Source organism: Pseudomonas sp. 18058 (assembly GCF_902706155.1).
GTDB classification, from domain to species: domain Bacteria; phylum Pseudomonadota; class Gammaproteobacteria; order Pseudomonadales; family Pseudomonadaceae; genus Aquipseudomonas; species Aquipseudomonas rustica.
On record NZ_CACSJY010000024.1, the window covers coordinates 1 to 13971 of the forward strand.

At 58.2% G+C, this 13971-nt stretch carries 12 protein-coding genes; 9 read left to right on the forward strand and 3 right to left on the reverse strand.

Annotated features, from left to right (window positions below):
- Positions 1-33 precede the first annotated feature (33 nt).
- The 3 genes from aat (at position 34) to infA (ending at position 1810) form a co-directional block, all read left to right on the forward strand.
- Positions 34-714, forward strand: a complete 681-nt coding sequence (gene aat, locus GVL50_RS14755) for a leucyl/phenylalanyl-tRNA--protein transferase (protein WP_159813874.1) — start codon at positions 34-36, stop codon at positions 712-714.
- Positions 715-771: 57 nt separating this feature from the next.
- Complete coding sequence (locus tag GVL50_RS14760) at positions 772-1479, forward strand: arginyltransferase (RefSeq protein WP_053121598.1); 708 nt, start codon at positions 772-774, stop codon at positions 1477-1479.
- 112 nt (positions 1480-1591) lie between these two features.
- Entirely contained in the window at positions 1592-1810 is a 219-nt protein-coding gene (infA, locus tag GVL50_RS14765; protein WP_002553999.1) for a translation initiation factor IF-1, read from the forward strand.
- Between the two features lie 943 nt (positions 1811-2753).
- Here the strand turns inward: infA and clpA are convergent.
- Together clpA and clpS are read right to left on the reverse strand one after the other, a co-directional pair.
- Positions 2754-5024: an ATP-dependent Clp protease ATP-binding subunit ClpA gene (gene clpA / locus GVL50_RS14770; protein ID WP_053121600.1), complete on the reverse strand. Its 2271-nt coding sequence runs from the start codon at positions 5022-5024 to the stop codon at positions 2754-2756.
- Positions 5025-5054: 30 nt separating this feature from the next.
- On the reverse strand, positions 5055-5438 hold the full coding sequence (gene clpS, locus GVL50_RS14775) for an ATP-dependent Clp protease adapter ClpS (protein WP_053121602.1): 384 nt from the start codon (positions 5436-5438) through the stop codon (positions 5055-5057).
- A 224-nt stretch (positions 5439-5662) separates the two neighbouring features.
- Between clpS and GVL50_RS14780 the strand changes: the two genes are divergently transcribed.
- A complete protein-coding gene (locus GVL50_RS14780; RefSeq protein ID WP_053121605.1) occupies positions 5663-5944 on the forward strand; it encodes a cold shock domain-containing protein in 282 nt (93 codons plus the stop codon).
- Between the two features lie 76 nt (positions 5945-6020).
- Here the strand turns inward: GVL50_RS14780 and icd are convergent, their stop codons facing one another.
- Complete coding sequence (gene icd, locus GVL50_RS14785; protein WP_159813875.1) at positions 6021-7277, reverse strand: NADP-dependent isocitrate dehydrogenase; 1257 nt, start codon at positions 7275-7277, stop codon at positions 6021-6023.
- Positions 7278-7758: 481 nt separating this feature from the next.
- On the opposite strand from icd, the gene GVL50_RS14790 reads away from it, so the two are divergent.
- From GVL50_RS14790 to purB, 5 genes are all read left to right on the forward strand, one after another.
- Entirely contained in the window at positions 7759-9984 is a 2226-nt protein-coding gene (locus tag GVL50_RS14790) for an NADP-dependent isocitrate dehydrogenase (RefSeq protein WP_053121607.1), read from the forward strand.
- 206 nt (positions 9985-10190) lie between these two features.
- On the forward strand, positions 10191-10637 hold the full coding sequence (locus GVL50_RS14795) for an NUDIX hydrolase (RefSeq protein WP_053121609.1): 447 nt from the start codon (positions 10191-10193) through the stop codon (positions 10635-10637).
- A gap of 59 nt (positions 10638-10696) precedes the next feature.
- A complete protein-coding gene (gene mnmA, locus GVL50_RS14800; protein WP_159813877.1) occupies positions 10697-11821 on the forward strand; it encodes a tRNA 2-thiouridine(34) synthase MnmA in 1125 nt (374 codons plus the stop codon).
- Positions 11818-12441: a high frequency lysogenization protein HflD gene (hflD, locus tag GVL50_RS14805; protein WP_053121613.1), complete on the forward strand. Its 624-nt coding sequence runs from the start codon at positions 11818-11820 to the stop codon at positions 12439-12441. The genes mnmA and hflD overlap by 4 nt, the downstream gene beginning before the upstream one ends.
- Positions 12442-12567: 126 nt before the next feature.
- On the forward strand, positions 12568-13938 hold the full coding sequence (gene purB, locus GVL50_RS14810) for an adenylosuccinate lyase (RefSeq protein WP_159813879.1): 1371 nt from the start codon (positions 12568-12570) through the stop codon (positions 13936-13938).
- Positions 13939-13971: the final 33 nt, after the last annotated feature.

Genomic DNA, 13971 nt, shown 5'->3' on the forward strand with positions numbered 1-13971 from the left:
GCCCCGCCCTCCCCTTCTGCAAGCCTGGATGCCATGCTGACTTGGTTACAACGCAACTCCCTGACTTTTCCGCCATTGGAAAAGGCCATGCGCGAACCCAACGGACTGCTCGCCGCCGGTGGTGATCTGTCCGCCGATCGTTTGATTCAGGCGTATCGTCACGGCTGCTTTCCATGGTTTTCCGAAGGCCAGCCGATTCTCTGGTGGTCGCCGGATCCGCGCACGGTGATGTTTCCCGACGAACTGCACGTCTCGCGCAGCCTCGGCAAACTCCTGCGCAAGGAACGCTACCAAGTCACCTTCGATAAACACTTCGACGCGGTCATTCGCGCCTGCGCCGCACCCCGCGATTACGCCGATGGCACGTGGATCACCGAAGCGATGCAGGACGCCTACGTTGAATTGCATCGACGCGGCTTCGCGCATTCGGTGGAGGTTTGGGATCAGGGCGAACTGGTCGGCGGCCTGTATGGGTTGGCGATGGGTCAACTGTTCTTTGGCGAGTCGATGTTCAGCCGCGCCGACAACGCCTCCAAGTACGGTTTCGCCACGCTGGTGCGCCATCTGCAAGATTCGGGTTTCGTGCTGATTGACTGCCAGATGCCGACCGATCATCTGCACAGCCTTGGCGCCCGCTCGATTCCCCGTCAGGAATTTGCTGACTATCTGGCCCGACATCTGGATCAACCCAGTCGCGCCACTTGGGTTTGCTGAGCGACTTTTGCGCGCGTGGCTTACACTTAATTCACCAGCTTATCCCGAGGGTTGATCATGACCGAGTTGGCGCGTCTGAAGTTCTATGCCACTCAACCTCACTCTTGCAGTTATCTGCCTGAGGAGCAGGCTACCACCCTGTTTCTCGACCCGAGCCAGCCCATGGATGTGCATGTCTACGCAGACCTGTCGGAAATGGGCTTTCGTCGCAGCGGCGATCATCTGTACCGTCCGCATTGCCAGAACTGCAATGCGTGCGTGCCTGCGCGCATCCCCGTCGCACAGTTCACCCCCAATCGTCAGCAGAAACGCATTTTCAAGCGCAACGCCGATTTGCAGGTGCGCCCGGTCAAACCGCAATTCAGCGAAGAATATTTCGATCTGTACCAGCGCTACATCGAACAACGCCACGCTGACGGCGACATGTACCCGCCGAGCCGTGATCAATTCTCGACGTTTCTGGTGCGTGATCTGCCCTTCTCGCGTTTTTATGAGTTTCGTCTCGACGGACGGTTGCTCGCCGTCGCGGTGACCGATTTGCTGCCTAATGGCTTGTCGGCGGTGTACACCTTTTACGAACCGGCGGAAGAGCGCCGTAGCCTTGGCCGCTTCGGCATCCTCTGGCAGATCAGCGAGAGCCAGCGCCTGGGGCTGGAGGCGGTTTACCTTGGTTACTGGATCAAGAACTGCAAAAAGATGAACTACAAAACCCAATATCGCCCCATCGAACTGCTGATTAATCAGCGTTGGGTCATCCTCAACTAAACCAAAGCCCTAAACCCCTTGGCGTAAACCCCATTTTTCGGGCACAATGCACGCCGCTTTTGCCTGGCGCAGTTGCACCGGGCCATTCATTGGATACCGAGGGCTTTACTGCATGTCGAAAGAAGACAGCTTCGAAATGGAAGGCACTGTCGTCGACACCCTGCCCAACACCATGTTTCGTGTGGAGTTGGAAAATGGGCACGTCGTAACCGCGCATATTTCCGGCAAGATGCGCAAGAACTACATTCGTATTCTTACCGGTGACAAAGTGCGCGTCGAGCTGACGCCCTATGACTTGAGCAAAGGGCGCATTACTTACCGCGCTCGTTAATCAGGTCAATACAAGACGCCCGGTTTATGCCGGGCGTTTTTGTTTGTGCGTTTTTTGGGGTTTTGGGGGCATATCCGTTGCTGCGGGTGATGCCGCTGGCGGTTTCGCTCTTACAGCGAGTCACCTTTTCCAGACGCCGAAAAGGTAACCCAAAAGGCTTAGCCCCGGCGTACGGCACTTCGCTTAGGCTCAGCGTTCCCTCGCTACGGTGCCCATCAGGGGGCATCGCCTACGGTTTGCTTCGCTGCACCTCCTCTCGATGTATGCGGCTACGCCGCATGGCGCTACGCGCCTACCCCTGATGGACACCTACGCTCGGCCTGCCGAAGGGGCTTGAGATCAAAAGCCACGTCAAAAGCCAGATCAAGATCAAGAGCCCCTCACCCTAGCCCTCTCCCGGAGGGAGAGGGGACTGATCGGGCTGTTTGGGCGAAATACGCCGACTTGAAATACCGAGTCGAACACACATTCTGAAAAACCCACCAATCGGCTCCCTCTCCCTCGGGAGAGGGCTGGGGTGAGGGGCGAATCCAACGCAAATCAAAAAGCCGTGCGCGCCCCGCTCTTCACCACTCAATAGGCCGAGTGTCAGCTCGCCTGCTTTTGATCTTAGAGCCCGTCGGCAGGCTGAGTGGAGGGATTGATCCGGGGGTGGGAGCGTAGCGACCGTTTGGCGCAGCCAAACACAGCGAGAGGAGGTGCAGCGAAGCAAACCGTAGGCGCTGCCCCCCGGATCGATCCCGCAGCGAAGGAACCCCGAGCCCCAGCGAGCGGGCCGAACGTCAGGGCACAGACCTTTTGGTTACTTTTGGGGCGTTTGCCAAAAGTGACCCGCCGTAAGGGCGGAACCCTAACCAGCCATCACCACAACAACGGATATTCACCCAAAAACACCAGACAACAAAAAGGGCGCCCGAAGGCGCCCTCAGCGTAACAACAACGATCAAGCCATCTCAGCAGTGGTCTCGAAATCAAAGGTCAACTCACCATCCTTGATATCGATATGAACAACCCCACCATGCTCAGCCAACTCACCAAACAAGATCTCCTCCGCCAGCGGACGCTTGATCTTGTCCTGAATCAGACGAGCCATCGGACGCGCACCCATCGCCGCATCATAACCACCCGCCGCAATCCAGCTACGCGCCGCGTCAGTCACTTCCAGCAACACACGCTTGTCTTCCAGTTGCGCCTGAAGCTCGGTAAGGAACTTGTCCACCACACTTTTGATAACCTCATGACTGAGGCGACCAAACTGAATAATGGTGTCCAGACGGTTACGGAACTCCGGCGTGAAGCTCTTCTTGATCACTTCCATCGCATCAGACGAGTGATCCTGATGGGTGAAACCGATCGAAGCCCGCGCCGCCGTTTCAGCACCGGCGTTAGTGGTCATGATCACAATCACGTTGCGGAAGTCCGCCTTGCGCCCGTTGTTATCGGTCAGCGTGCCGTGATCCATCACCTGCAGCAGCAGGTTGAAGACTTCCGGATGCGCCTTCTCGATTTCGTCGAGCAGCAATACGCAATGCGGCTGCTTGGTGATCGCTTCGGTCAACAGACCGCCCTGGTCGAAACCGACATAGCCTGGAGGCGCACCGATCAGACGCGATACGGTGTGGCGCTCCATGTACTCGGACATGTCGAAACGAACCAGTTCAATGCCCAACGCCTTGGCCAATTGCCGCGCGGCCTCGGTTTTACCGACACCGGTAGGGCCGGCGAACAGGAACGAACCGACTGGCTTGTCAGGCGACTTGAGGCCGGCACGGGACAGTTTGATCGCAGTCGACAGCGAATCGATCGCCGCGTCCTGACCAAACACCGTCAGCTTCAGGTCACGCTCCAGGTTACGCAGCAGTTCCTTATCGGAACTGGTGACGTGCTTCGGCGGGATCCGCGCGATCTTCGCCACGATGTCTTCGACGTGCGGCACTTCGATGCGCTTGGCGCGCTTCTCGACCGGTTGCAGGCGCTGATAGGCGCCCGCCTCGTCGATCACATCAATGGCTTTGTCCGGCATGTGCCGATCATTGATGTAACGCGACGCCAGTTCAGCAGCGGCACGCAGTGCTTCGTCGCTGTATTCGATGTTGTGGTGCTGCTCGAAACGCCCTTTCAGGCCGCGCAGGATACCGATGGTGTCTTCCACCGACGGCTCGACGACATCAACCTTCTGGAAGCGACGCGCCAAGGCACGATCCTTCTCGAAGATGCCGCGGAATTCCTGGAACGTGGTCGAACCGATGCAGCGAATGTCGCCAGACGACAACAGCGGTTTGAGCAGGTTCGAAGCGTCCATAACCCCGCCCGACGCAGCGCCCGCACCAATAATGGTGTGGATCTCGTCGATAAACAGAATGGCTTGCGGACGTTTTTTCAGTTCATTGAGCAGCGCTTTGAAACGCTTCTCGAAATCACCGCGATACTTGGTGCCCGCGAGCAGAGCACCGAGATCAAGCGAATAAACGACGCTACCCGCCAACAGATCCGGCACCTGGTTGTCGACAATACGCTTGGCCAGGCCTTCGGCAATCGCGGTTTTACCCACGCCTGCTTCACCGACCAGCAGCGGATTGTTTTTGCGCCGACGCGCGAGAATCTGCGCGACACGCTCGACTTCCGACTCACGGCCGACCAGCGGATCGATACGACCCTGGCGCGCAAGTTCGTTGAGGTTACTGGCATAAGCATCCAGAGGATTGCCTGAAGAAGAAGACTCACCGCCCTCGTCGTCCTGCATATCTTGTTCACCTTCAGAGTGATCGCCATGCCCCGGCACTTTGGAAATGCCATGGGCGATGTAGTTGACGACATCGATGCGCGCAACGCTCTGCTGTTTCAGCAGGAACACCGCCTGACTCTCTTGCTCACTGAAGATGGCAACCAGCACGTTAGCGCCGGTTACTTCGCGTTTGCCCGAGCTCTGTACGTGAAAAACAGCACGCTGCAGTACACGCTGGAAGCCCAGGGTTGGCTGGGTTTCGCGATCTTCGTCATGAACGGGGATCAGAGGCGTGGTGGAGTCGATGAACTCCTGCAGGTCATGCTTGAGTTTGTCGAGGTTTGCGCCGCAGGCACGCAAAACGGTGGCGGCAGCCTCATTATCCAATAGGGCCAGCAGGAGATGTTCGACGGTCATGAATTCATGACGCTTCGAACGAGCCTCCTTGAAGGCTAAATTGAGGGTGACTTCGAGCTCGCGGTTTAACATAGCTTCACCTCATACCCAAGTGGTCGGCGATTAACCGTCCTTCTCGATTTCACAGAGTAGCGGATGCTGGCTTTCCCTGGCGTACTGGTTGACCTGCATGGCCTTTGTCTCGGCGATGTCGCGGGTAAACACTCCACATACTGCCCGTCCTTCTGTATGAACGGCCAGCATGACCTTGGTCGCCAGCTCGCGATTCAGGTTAAAAAACACCTCGAGCACTTCGACGACGAAATCCATCGGTGTGTAGTCATCGTTGAACAAAACCACCTTGTACATCGGCGGCGCCTGTAATGCAGGCTTTGCTTCCTGAACAGCAACGCCCGCCGAACCGTCGTCGTGTTCCTCCGGGTGATCCTTTTGGAAAGTCGGGCGATCCTGATTGAATGTTAGTCGAATCTGGCTGATTGCATGCATGGAAAGAAAGGTTCGTCAGTTGTGCAAATACAGTGGTGGGGGCGGTTGTACACGTTTTCAACTCCGACTGCCCGGTCACCTTGACTATCGGGAAAACGGTGTTACAACCAATAGAGCCCACAGTGGGTAAAAAAGATCCGCGGAGTCAATCCTTTTAACGGATTAGATTGCGGATGAATTGGATGATACTCCAGCGATGGAATCTGTTGCAGAGGGATTTGAGCATGGCAGTCGGCAAGGTGAAATGGTTCAACAATGCCAAGGGATTCGGTTTCATCAACACCGACACCCATGAGGGCCGCGATGAGGATGGCAAAGACATCGACTTCTTTGCCCATTATTCGGCCATTGAAATGGACGGGTACAAAACCCTTAAAGCAGGTCAAGCGGTGAGATTCGATATCGTGCAAGGCCCCAAAGGCCTACACGCAGTGAAGATTACTTCGGCCGAAGTCTCGCCGGTGTCGAGCACGGTCGCCGCCGAGGAACAAACAGCGACCAGCTGACGCCGCAAACATTCAGCCATAAAAAAAACCGCCTGACTCAATTCATCGAGTCAGGCGGTTTTTGTGTACCTGCGTTTTACATGTGCGAGATCAGCGCATCACCGAAGCCCGAAGACGACACCAGTTTGGCCCCGTCCATCAGACGTTCGAAGTCATAAGTCACGGTTTTGGCCGAGATAGCGCCGTTGGTGCCCTTGATGATCAGATCCGCCGCTTCCGTCCAGCCCATGTGGCGCAGCATCATTTCTGCCGAAAGAATCAACGAACCCGGGTTGACCTGATCCTTGCCGGCGTACTTCGGTGCAGTGCCGTGGGTGGCTTCGAACATTGCCACGGTGTCGGACAGGTTGGCGCCCGGCGCGATGCCGATACCGCCCACTTCTGCCGCCAGGGCATCGGAAAGGTAGTCACCGTTAAGGTTGAGGGTCGCGATCACATCGTATTCGGCCGGGCGCAGCAGGATCTGCTGGAGCATGGCGTCGGCGATGGCGTCTTTGACCACAACGTTCTTGCCGGTTTTCGGGTTTTTGAACTGCATCCACGGGCCGCCGTCGAGCAGGGTCGCGCCGAATTCTTCAGCGGCCACTTCGTAGGCCCACTCTTTGAAGGCACCTTCGGTGAACTTCATGATGTTGCCTTTGTGCACGATGGTCAGCGAATCGCGGTCGTTATCGACCACATATTGCAGAGCCTTGCGCGCCAGACGCTTGGTGCCTTCCAGCGAAACCGGCTTGACGCCGATGCCGCAGTTTTCGTCGAAACGGATCTTGGTGACGCCCATTTCTTCTTTAAGGAATTTGATGACCTTGGTGGCTTCCGGCGAACCGGCCTTCCACTCAATGCCCGCATAGATGTCTTCGGAGTTCTCGCGGAAGATCGTCATGTCGACGTCGCCAGGCTTTTTCACCGGGCTTGGCACGCCTTCAAACCAGCGCACCGGGCGCAGGCAGACGTACAGGTCGAGCTGCTGACGCAGGGCCACGTTCAGCGAACGGATGCCGCCACCGACCGGCGTGGTCAGCGGGCCTTTGATGGAAACCACGTAATCCTTGACTGCGTCCAGGGTTTCCTGAGGCAGCCAGGTGTCCTGATCGTAAACCTGAGTGGCTTTTTCCCCGGCGAAGACTTCCATCCAGGAAATCTTGCGTTTACCGCCGTATGCCTTTTGAACTGCAGCATCGACAACCTTGATCATCACCGGGCTGATGTCGACACCAATGCCGTCACCTTCGATGAAGGGGATGATCGGGTTATCAGGAACATTGAGAGAATGGTCTGCATTGACGGTGATTTTGTCGCCGACGGCTGGAACCTGAATCTTCTTGTAACCCATGCTGAACTCCATTGTTTGGATTGAACATCTGGCTTGGTTCGAGCGTAACCCAGTTAAATCAACACGCAAACCCTCTGTTCCCGGCAATCGCACAACTCGTTTCGTACAACCCTGAAAGCAAAGGGAAAAGCGCCAAACTCAAGCATTCGCAACGACTCTACGCGCCCCCCTGCCCTGCGACCTTTAGACCAATGGACGAGATTGGTTGCATATGAACCATCGGCAGATTGCCAGCTACCTATGTATAATGCCCGCCGCTGACCACAGGGTCACGACGGCTGGCCTCTCTAGAACGAGACTTTCCGCCTGATTGGTCGGGTTGTTACCGCAGCCTGACTGCTTGACGCTCTACTGATGCACCCAACATCACCGCGAAGAATCTCGACATTCGGTTCATGGATGACTTTGAACGAACGCGCTTACCCGGCGCCCCTCGAGTTTCTGCGCACGCTTTAGCAAAGAAGAGAGAGTTAATCCGAATATGCCCACCCGCTCGAAGATCATCTATACCTTCACCGACGAAGCCCCAGCCCTCGCCACCTATTCCCTGCTGCCGATCATCGAGGCCTACACCGCTTCGGCCGATATCGCCGTGGAAACCCGCGATATCTCTCTTGCAGCACGTATTCTGGCCAGCTTCCCCGAGCAACTGGGTGACAAAGCCGTAGCCGACCACCTCGCCGAACTGGGCGACCTGGCCGTTACGCCTGAAGCCAACATCATCAAGCTGCCGAACATCAGCGCTTCGGTGCCTCAGCTGCAAGCCGCGATCAAAGAGCTGCAAGCGCAGGGTTACAACCTGCCGGACTACCCGGAAACCGTGACCAGCGACGCCGACAAAGACGCCAAGGCGCGTTACGACAAGGTCAAGGGCAGCGCCGTGAACCCGGTTCTGCGTGAAGGCAACTCCGACCGTCGCGCTCCGCTGTCGGTGAAGAACTATGCGCGCAAGCACCCGCACAAAATGGGCGCCTGGGCCAAAGACTCCAAGTCCCACGTCGCTCACATGAGCACCGGCGATTTCTACGGCAGCGAAAAAGCTGCCCTGATCGACGCCGCTGACGCCGTGAAGATCGAGCTGATCGCCAAAGACGGCACCGCGACCGTTCTGAAAGAAAAAACCACCGTTCAGGCTGGCGAGATCCTCGACTGCGCCGTGATGAGCAAAAACGCCCTGCGCGCGTTCATCGCTGCTGAAATCGAAAGCGCCAAGGCCCAAGGCGTGCTGCTTTCGGTTCACCTGAAAGCGACCATGATGAAGGTCTCCGACCCGATCATGTTCGGTCAGATCGTTGCCGAGTTCTATAAAGACGCGCTGACCAAGCACGCAGCCGTGCTGGCCGAGATCGGCTTCAACCTGAACAACGGCATCGGCGATCTATACGCTCGCATCAAAGCCTTGCCGGCTGAGCAGCAAGCACAGATCGAAGCTGACATGGCCGCGGTCTACGCCGCTCGTCCGTCGCTGGCGATGGTCAACTCCGACAAAGGCATCACCAACCTGCACGTGCCGAGCGACGTTATCGTCGACGCCTCGATGCCAGCGATGATCCGTGACTCCGGCAAAATGTGGGGCACTGACGGTCAACTGCACGACACCAAGGCTGTGATTCCGGATCGTTGCTACGCAACCATCTACCAGGCCGTGATCGAAGATTGCAAAGCCAATGGCGCTTTCGACCCGACCACCATGGGCAGCGTGCCAAACGTGGGTCTGATGGCGAAGAAAGCCGAAGAGTACGGCTCGCACGACAAGACCTTCCAGATCAAGGCTGACGGCGTGGTTCGCGTGACCGACAGCAAAGGCACCCTGCTGATGGAACAGGCTGTTGAAGCCGGCGACATCTTCCGCATGTGCCAGACCAAAGACGCGCCGATCCAGGACTGGGTCAAACTGGCCGTCAACCGTGCTCGCGCCAGCAGCACGCCAGCGATTTTCTGGCTCGACCCAATGCGCGCTCACGACGGCGTAGTGATCGAGAAAGTTCAGGCTTACCTGAAGGATCACGACACGGCCGGTCTGGACATCCAGATCATGGCGCCAGTCGACGCGATGAAGTTCACCCTGCAGCGCACCCGCGAAGGCAAGGACACCATTTCGGTGACCGGCAACGTACTGCGCGACTACCTGACTGACCTGTTCCCGATCATGGAACTGGGCACCAGCGCCAAGATGCTGTCGATCGTGCCGCTGATGAACGGCGGTGGTCTGTTCGAAACCGGCGCCGGCGGTTCGGCTCCGAAGCACGTGCAGCAATTGGTTGAAGAGAACTTCCTGCGCTGGGATTCGCTGGGCGAGTTCCTCGCACTGGCAGCGTCCCTTGAGCATCTGGGCGTGAACTACAACAACCCGAAAGCGCTGGTGCTGTCGAAAACCCTGGATCAGGCCACTGGCCAATTCCTCGACAACAACAAGTCGCCATCGCGCAAAGTCGGCAACATCGACAACCGCGGCAGCCACTTCTACCTGGCGATGTACTGGGCTCAGGCCCTGGCCGCCCAGACTGAAGATGCGGCACTGCAAGCGCAGTTCGCGACTCTGGCCAAGACTCTGACCGAGAACGAAGCAACCATCGTTGCCGAACTCAACGCCGTTCAGGGCAAGCCAGTCGACATCGGCGGTTACTACCACGCCAATGCCGAGCTGATCAGCAAGGCCATGCGCCCAAGCGCAACCCTCAACGCGGCGATTGCTGCGCTGGTTTAAGGTTGTAAAGGGAACATCACAAACCCCGGCCTGGTGCCGGGGTTTGTGTTTCCGGGTTTTATGATCACCACAAACCCTGTGTGGGAGCGGGCTTGCTCGCGAATGCGGTTTATCATTCAACCTCTTCATTGACTGACCCACCGCTTTCGCGAGCAAGCCCGCTCCCACAGGGGATTGGGTTTCAATTCAATATTTGAGGAAGACTCATGGAATGGCTCCCCCACATCACCGTCGCCACCATCGTCGAGGACAACGGTCGCTTCCTGATGGTTGAAGAACACAAAGCCGGGCGCAATGTGCTCAACCAGCCCGCCGGTCATCTCGATCCGGACGAAACCCTGATCGACGCCGCCATCCGCGAAACCCTTGAAGAAACCGGCTGGGACGTCGAACCCACCGGCGTCATCGGTATTTATCTGTACACCGCCCCGAGCAACGGCGTGACCTACCAGCGCGTATGTTTCAGCGCCAAAGCCGTTAAACACCACCCGGATTACCAATTGGACGACGGCATCGTCGGCGCCAAGTGGCTGACCCGCGACGAATTAATCGCCCAGCGCGACAACTGGCGCAGTGAGCTGATCATCCGTTGCATCGACGATTATCTGGCCGGGCATCACTTCAGCCTCGAACTGATCCGCCCTTCTCTTTAGCCTTGAGGCCGCGAGCCTGCTAGAATCGCGTCCTTTTTCAAGACACTCATTGAATCCCTATGCGTGATCCAGCCCCTTCTGACACATCCAAGAAGCGCGTCATTGTCGGCATGTCCGGCGGCGTGGACTCTTCCGTTTCCGCTCTCCTGCTGATCGAGCAGGGCTATGAAGTGGAAGGCCTGTTCATGAAGAACTGGGAAGAAGACGACGGAACGGAATACTGCACCGCCATGGACGACCTGGCGGATGCTCAGGCTGTCTGCGACAAGATTGGCATCAAGCTGCACACCGCCAACTTCGCCGCCGAGTACTGGGACAACGTGTTCGAGCACTTCCTCGCCGAATATAAGGCCGGTCGTACACCGAACCCGGACATCCTCTGCAACCGCGAGATCAAGTTCAAGGCGTTCCTCGACTACGCCATGATGCTCGGCGCCGACCTGATCGCCACCGGCCACTACGTGCGCCGCCGCGACATCGATGGCCGCACCGAACTGCTCAAAGGCCTCGATCCGAACAAGGATCAAAGCTACTTCCTGCACGCCGTTGGCGGCGAACAGATCGCCAAGACCCTGTTCCCGGTCGGCGAACTGGAAAAGCCGGAAGTCCGTGCAATTGCCGAGAAATACGAGCTGGCGACCGCCAAGAAGAAGGATTCCACCGGGATCTGCTTCATCGGCGAACGTCGTTTCAGCGACTTCCTCAAGCAATACCTGCCGGCGCAACCGGGCGAGATCAAAACCACCGAAGACGAAGTCATCGGCCGTCACCACGGCTTGATGTACCACACCATCGGTCAGCGTCAGGGCCTCGGCATCGGCGGCTTGAAAGACGCCGGCGACGAGCCGTGGTACGTGCTGCGCAAGGATCTCGACACCAACGAGTTGATCGTCGGCCAAGGCAACAACCATCCGTGGCTGTTCTCCGGCGCCCTGCTCGCTTCGGAAATCTATTGGGTCAACCCGATCGACCTGAGCCAGCCGCTGCGCCTGACCGCCAAAGTACGTTATCGCCAGAGCGACCAGGCCTGCACCCTGGAAAAAACCGCCATTGGCTACCGCGCCGTGTTCGACGAGCCGCAACGCGCGGTGACGCCGGGCCAGTCCGTGGTGTTCTATGACGGTGAAATCTGCCTCGGCGGCGGCGTGATCGAAGTGGCCGAGCCGTGGAGCGGCCAGGCATGAGCCCGACTCAGGAGCAACTGACGGCGCTGGGCGGCGTGTTTCTCGCCGCCGTGCTGGTCGACCGGATCGCCAAAAGCGGCCAGACCAGCGAAGCCGGCCTGACGTGCATGCTCGGCAGCCTGTTGGTGCGCGACCCGAAAGACACGCTGGACGTGTACGGCGGCGATGACCTCAATCTGCGCGAAGGCTACCGCGCGCTGATCGGCGCCCTCGAACGCGACCCGAGCACTTTGCAGCGCGAGCCATTGCGTTATGCGCTGTCGATGCTCGGTCTGGAACGCCAACTGGCGAAACGCGGCGACATGCTCGATGTGATCGGCAAGCGTCTGCCGCAGATTCAGTCGCAGGTCGAACACTTCGGCCCTGCCCATGAAAACGTGATTGCCGCTTGCGGCGCGCTGTATCAGGACACCCTGAGTACCTTGCGCCAACGGATTCAGGTGCACGGCGACATGCGCAACCTTCAACAGCCGAGCAACGCCTCGAAGATTCGCGCCCTGCTGCTCGCCGGAATCCGTTCGGCACGCCTGTGGCGACAGCTCGGCGGCCATCGCTGGCAGTTGGTGATCAGCCGGCGCAAGCTGCTCAAAGAGCTGTATCCATTGATGCGCAGCGAGTAAACGCTACGCAATAAACACTTTGTAGTCTGTAACGCGTAATACGCCGGTCAGTTGGCAACGGACCGGCGGATTTTTTCATGTATGATACGCGCCCCATTTCGTTGCCCGACTGTCCGAGAACACCCCATGCAGCTTTCTTCGCTCACTGCGGTTTCCCCTGTTGACGGCCGCTACGCCGGCAAAACCCAGGCCCTGCGCCCGATTTTCAGCGAGTACGGTTTGATCCGTGCCCGTGTTCTGGTTGAAGTGCGCTGGCTCCAGCGCCTGGCCGCCCACGCTGGTATCCCAGAAGTGCCAGCCTTCTCCGCCGAGGCCAACGCCGTTCTCAATGAACTGGCTGAAAACTTCTCGCTGGAGCACGCCGAGCGCGTCAAAGAGATCGAGCGCACCACCAACCACGACGTCAAAGCGATCGAATACCTGCTCAAAGAGCAGGCGGCCAAGCTGCCGGAGCTGGCCAATGTCAGCGAGTTCATCCACTTTGCCTGCACCAGCGAAGACATCAACAACCTGTCCCACGCCCTGATGCTGCGCGAAGGCCGTGACGACGTGATGCTGCCGCTGATGCGCCAGACCGCCGAAGCCATCCGCGAACTGGCCATCCGTTTCGCTGACGTGCCGATGCTGTCGCGCACTCACGGCCAACCAGCCTCCCCGACCACTCTGGGTAAAGAGCTGGCGAACGTGGTTTACCGTCTCGAGCGTCAGATTGCTCAGGTCGCTGCCGTACCGCTGCTGGGCAAGATCAACGGCGCTGTCGGCAACTACAACGCGCACCTGTCGGCCTACCCGCAGATCGACTGGGAAGCCAATGCCCGCGCCTTCATCGAAGACGAGCTGGGCTTGGGCTTCAACCCGTACACCACGCAGATCGAGCCGCACGACTACATCGCCGAGCTGTTTGACGCGATCGCGCGCTTCAACACCATCCTGATCGACTTCGACCGTGACATCTGGGGCTACATCTCCCTGGGTTATTTCAAGCAGCGCACCATCGCTGGCGAAATCGGTTCGTCGACCATGCCGCACAAGGTCAACCCGATCGACTTCGAAAACTCCGAAGGCAACCTGGGCATCGCCAACGCGCTGTTCCAGCACCTGGCGAGCAAACTGCCAATCTCCCGCTGGCAGCGCGACCTGACCGACTCCACCGTACTGCGTAACCTCGGTGTCGGCTTCGCTCACAGCGTGATCGCGTACGAAGCCAGCCTCAAAGGCATCAGCAAACTCGAGCTGAACGCTCAGAAGATTGCCGCTGACCTCGACGCTTGCTGGGAAGTATTGGCTGAGCCGATCCAGACCGTGATGCGCCGCTACAACATCGAAAACCCGTACGAGAAGCTGAAAGAACTGACCCGTGGCAAGGGCATCAGCCCTGAAGCGCTGCAGACTTTCATCGATGGTCTGGACATGCCAGCCGAAGCGAAAGCCGAGCTTAAGCAACTGACCCCGGCCAACTACATCGGCAACGCTGTAGCGCAAGCCAAACGCATCTGATCGACCGTTTGCCCCGTTTGAGACGCCCGGCCG

Excerpts from the sequence above, each read along its gene's own strand:
- clpS (WP_053121602.1), bottom strand. The coding sequence starts at position 5,438 with ATGCATGCAATCAGCCAGATTCGACTAACATTCAATCAGGATCGCCCG.
- GVL50_RS14760 (WP_053121598.1), top strand. The coding sequence starts at position 772 with ATGACCGAGTTGGCGCGTCTGAAGTTCTATGCCACTCAACCTCACTCT.
- infA (WP_002553999.1), top strand. The coding sequence starts at position 1,592 with ATGTCGAAAGAAGACAGCTTCGAAATGGAAGGCACTGTCGTCGACACC.
- clpA (WP_053121600.1), bottom strand. The coding sequence starts at position 5,024 with ATGTTAAACCGCGAGCTCGAAGTCACCCTCAATTTAGCCTTCAAGGAG.
- GVL50_RS14790 (WP_053121607.1), top strand. The coding sequence starts at position 7,759 with ATGCCCACCCGCTCGAAGATCATCTATACCTTCACCGACGAAGCCCCA.
- hflD (WP_053121613.1), top strand. The coding sequence starts at position 11,818 with ATGAGCCCGACTCAGGAGCAACTGACGGCGCTGGGCGGCGTGTTTCTC.
- GVL50_RS14795 (WP_053121609.1), top strand. The coding sequence starts at position 10,191 with ATGGAATGGCTCCCCCACATCACCGTCGCCACCATCGTCGAGGACAAC.
- aat (WP_159813874.1), top strand. The coding sequence starts at position 34 with ATGCTGACTTGGTTACAACGCAACTCCCTGACTTTTCCGCCATTGGAA.
- GVL50_RS14780 (WP_053121605.1), top strand. The coding sequence starts at position 5,663 with ATGGCAGTCGGCAAGGTGAAATGGTTCAACAATGCCAAGGGATTCGGT.
- icd (WP_159813875.1), bottom strand. The coding sequence starts at position 7,277 with ATGGGTTACAAGAAGATTCAGGTTCCAGCCGTCGGCGACAAAATCACC.
- purB (WP_159813879.1), top strand. The coding sequence starts at position 12,568 with ATGCAGCTTTCTTCGCTCACTGCGGTTTCCCCTGTTGACGGCCGCTAC.
- mnmA (WP_159813877.1), top strand. The coding sequence starts at position 10,697 with ATGCGTGATCCAGCCCCTTCTGACACATCCAAGAAGCGCGTCATTGTC.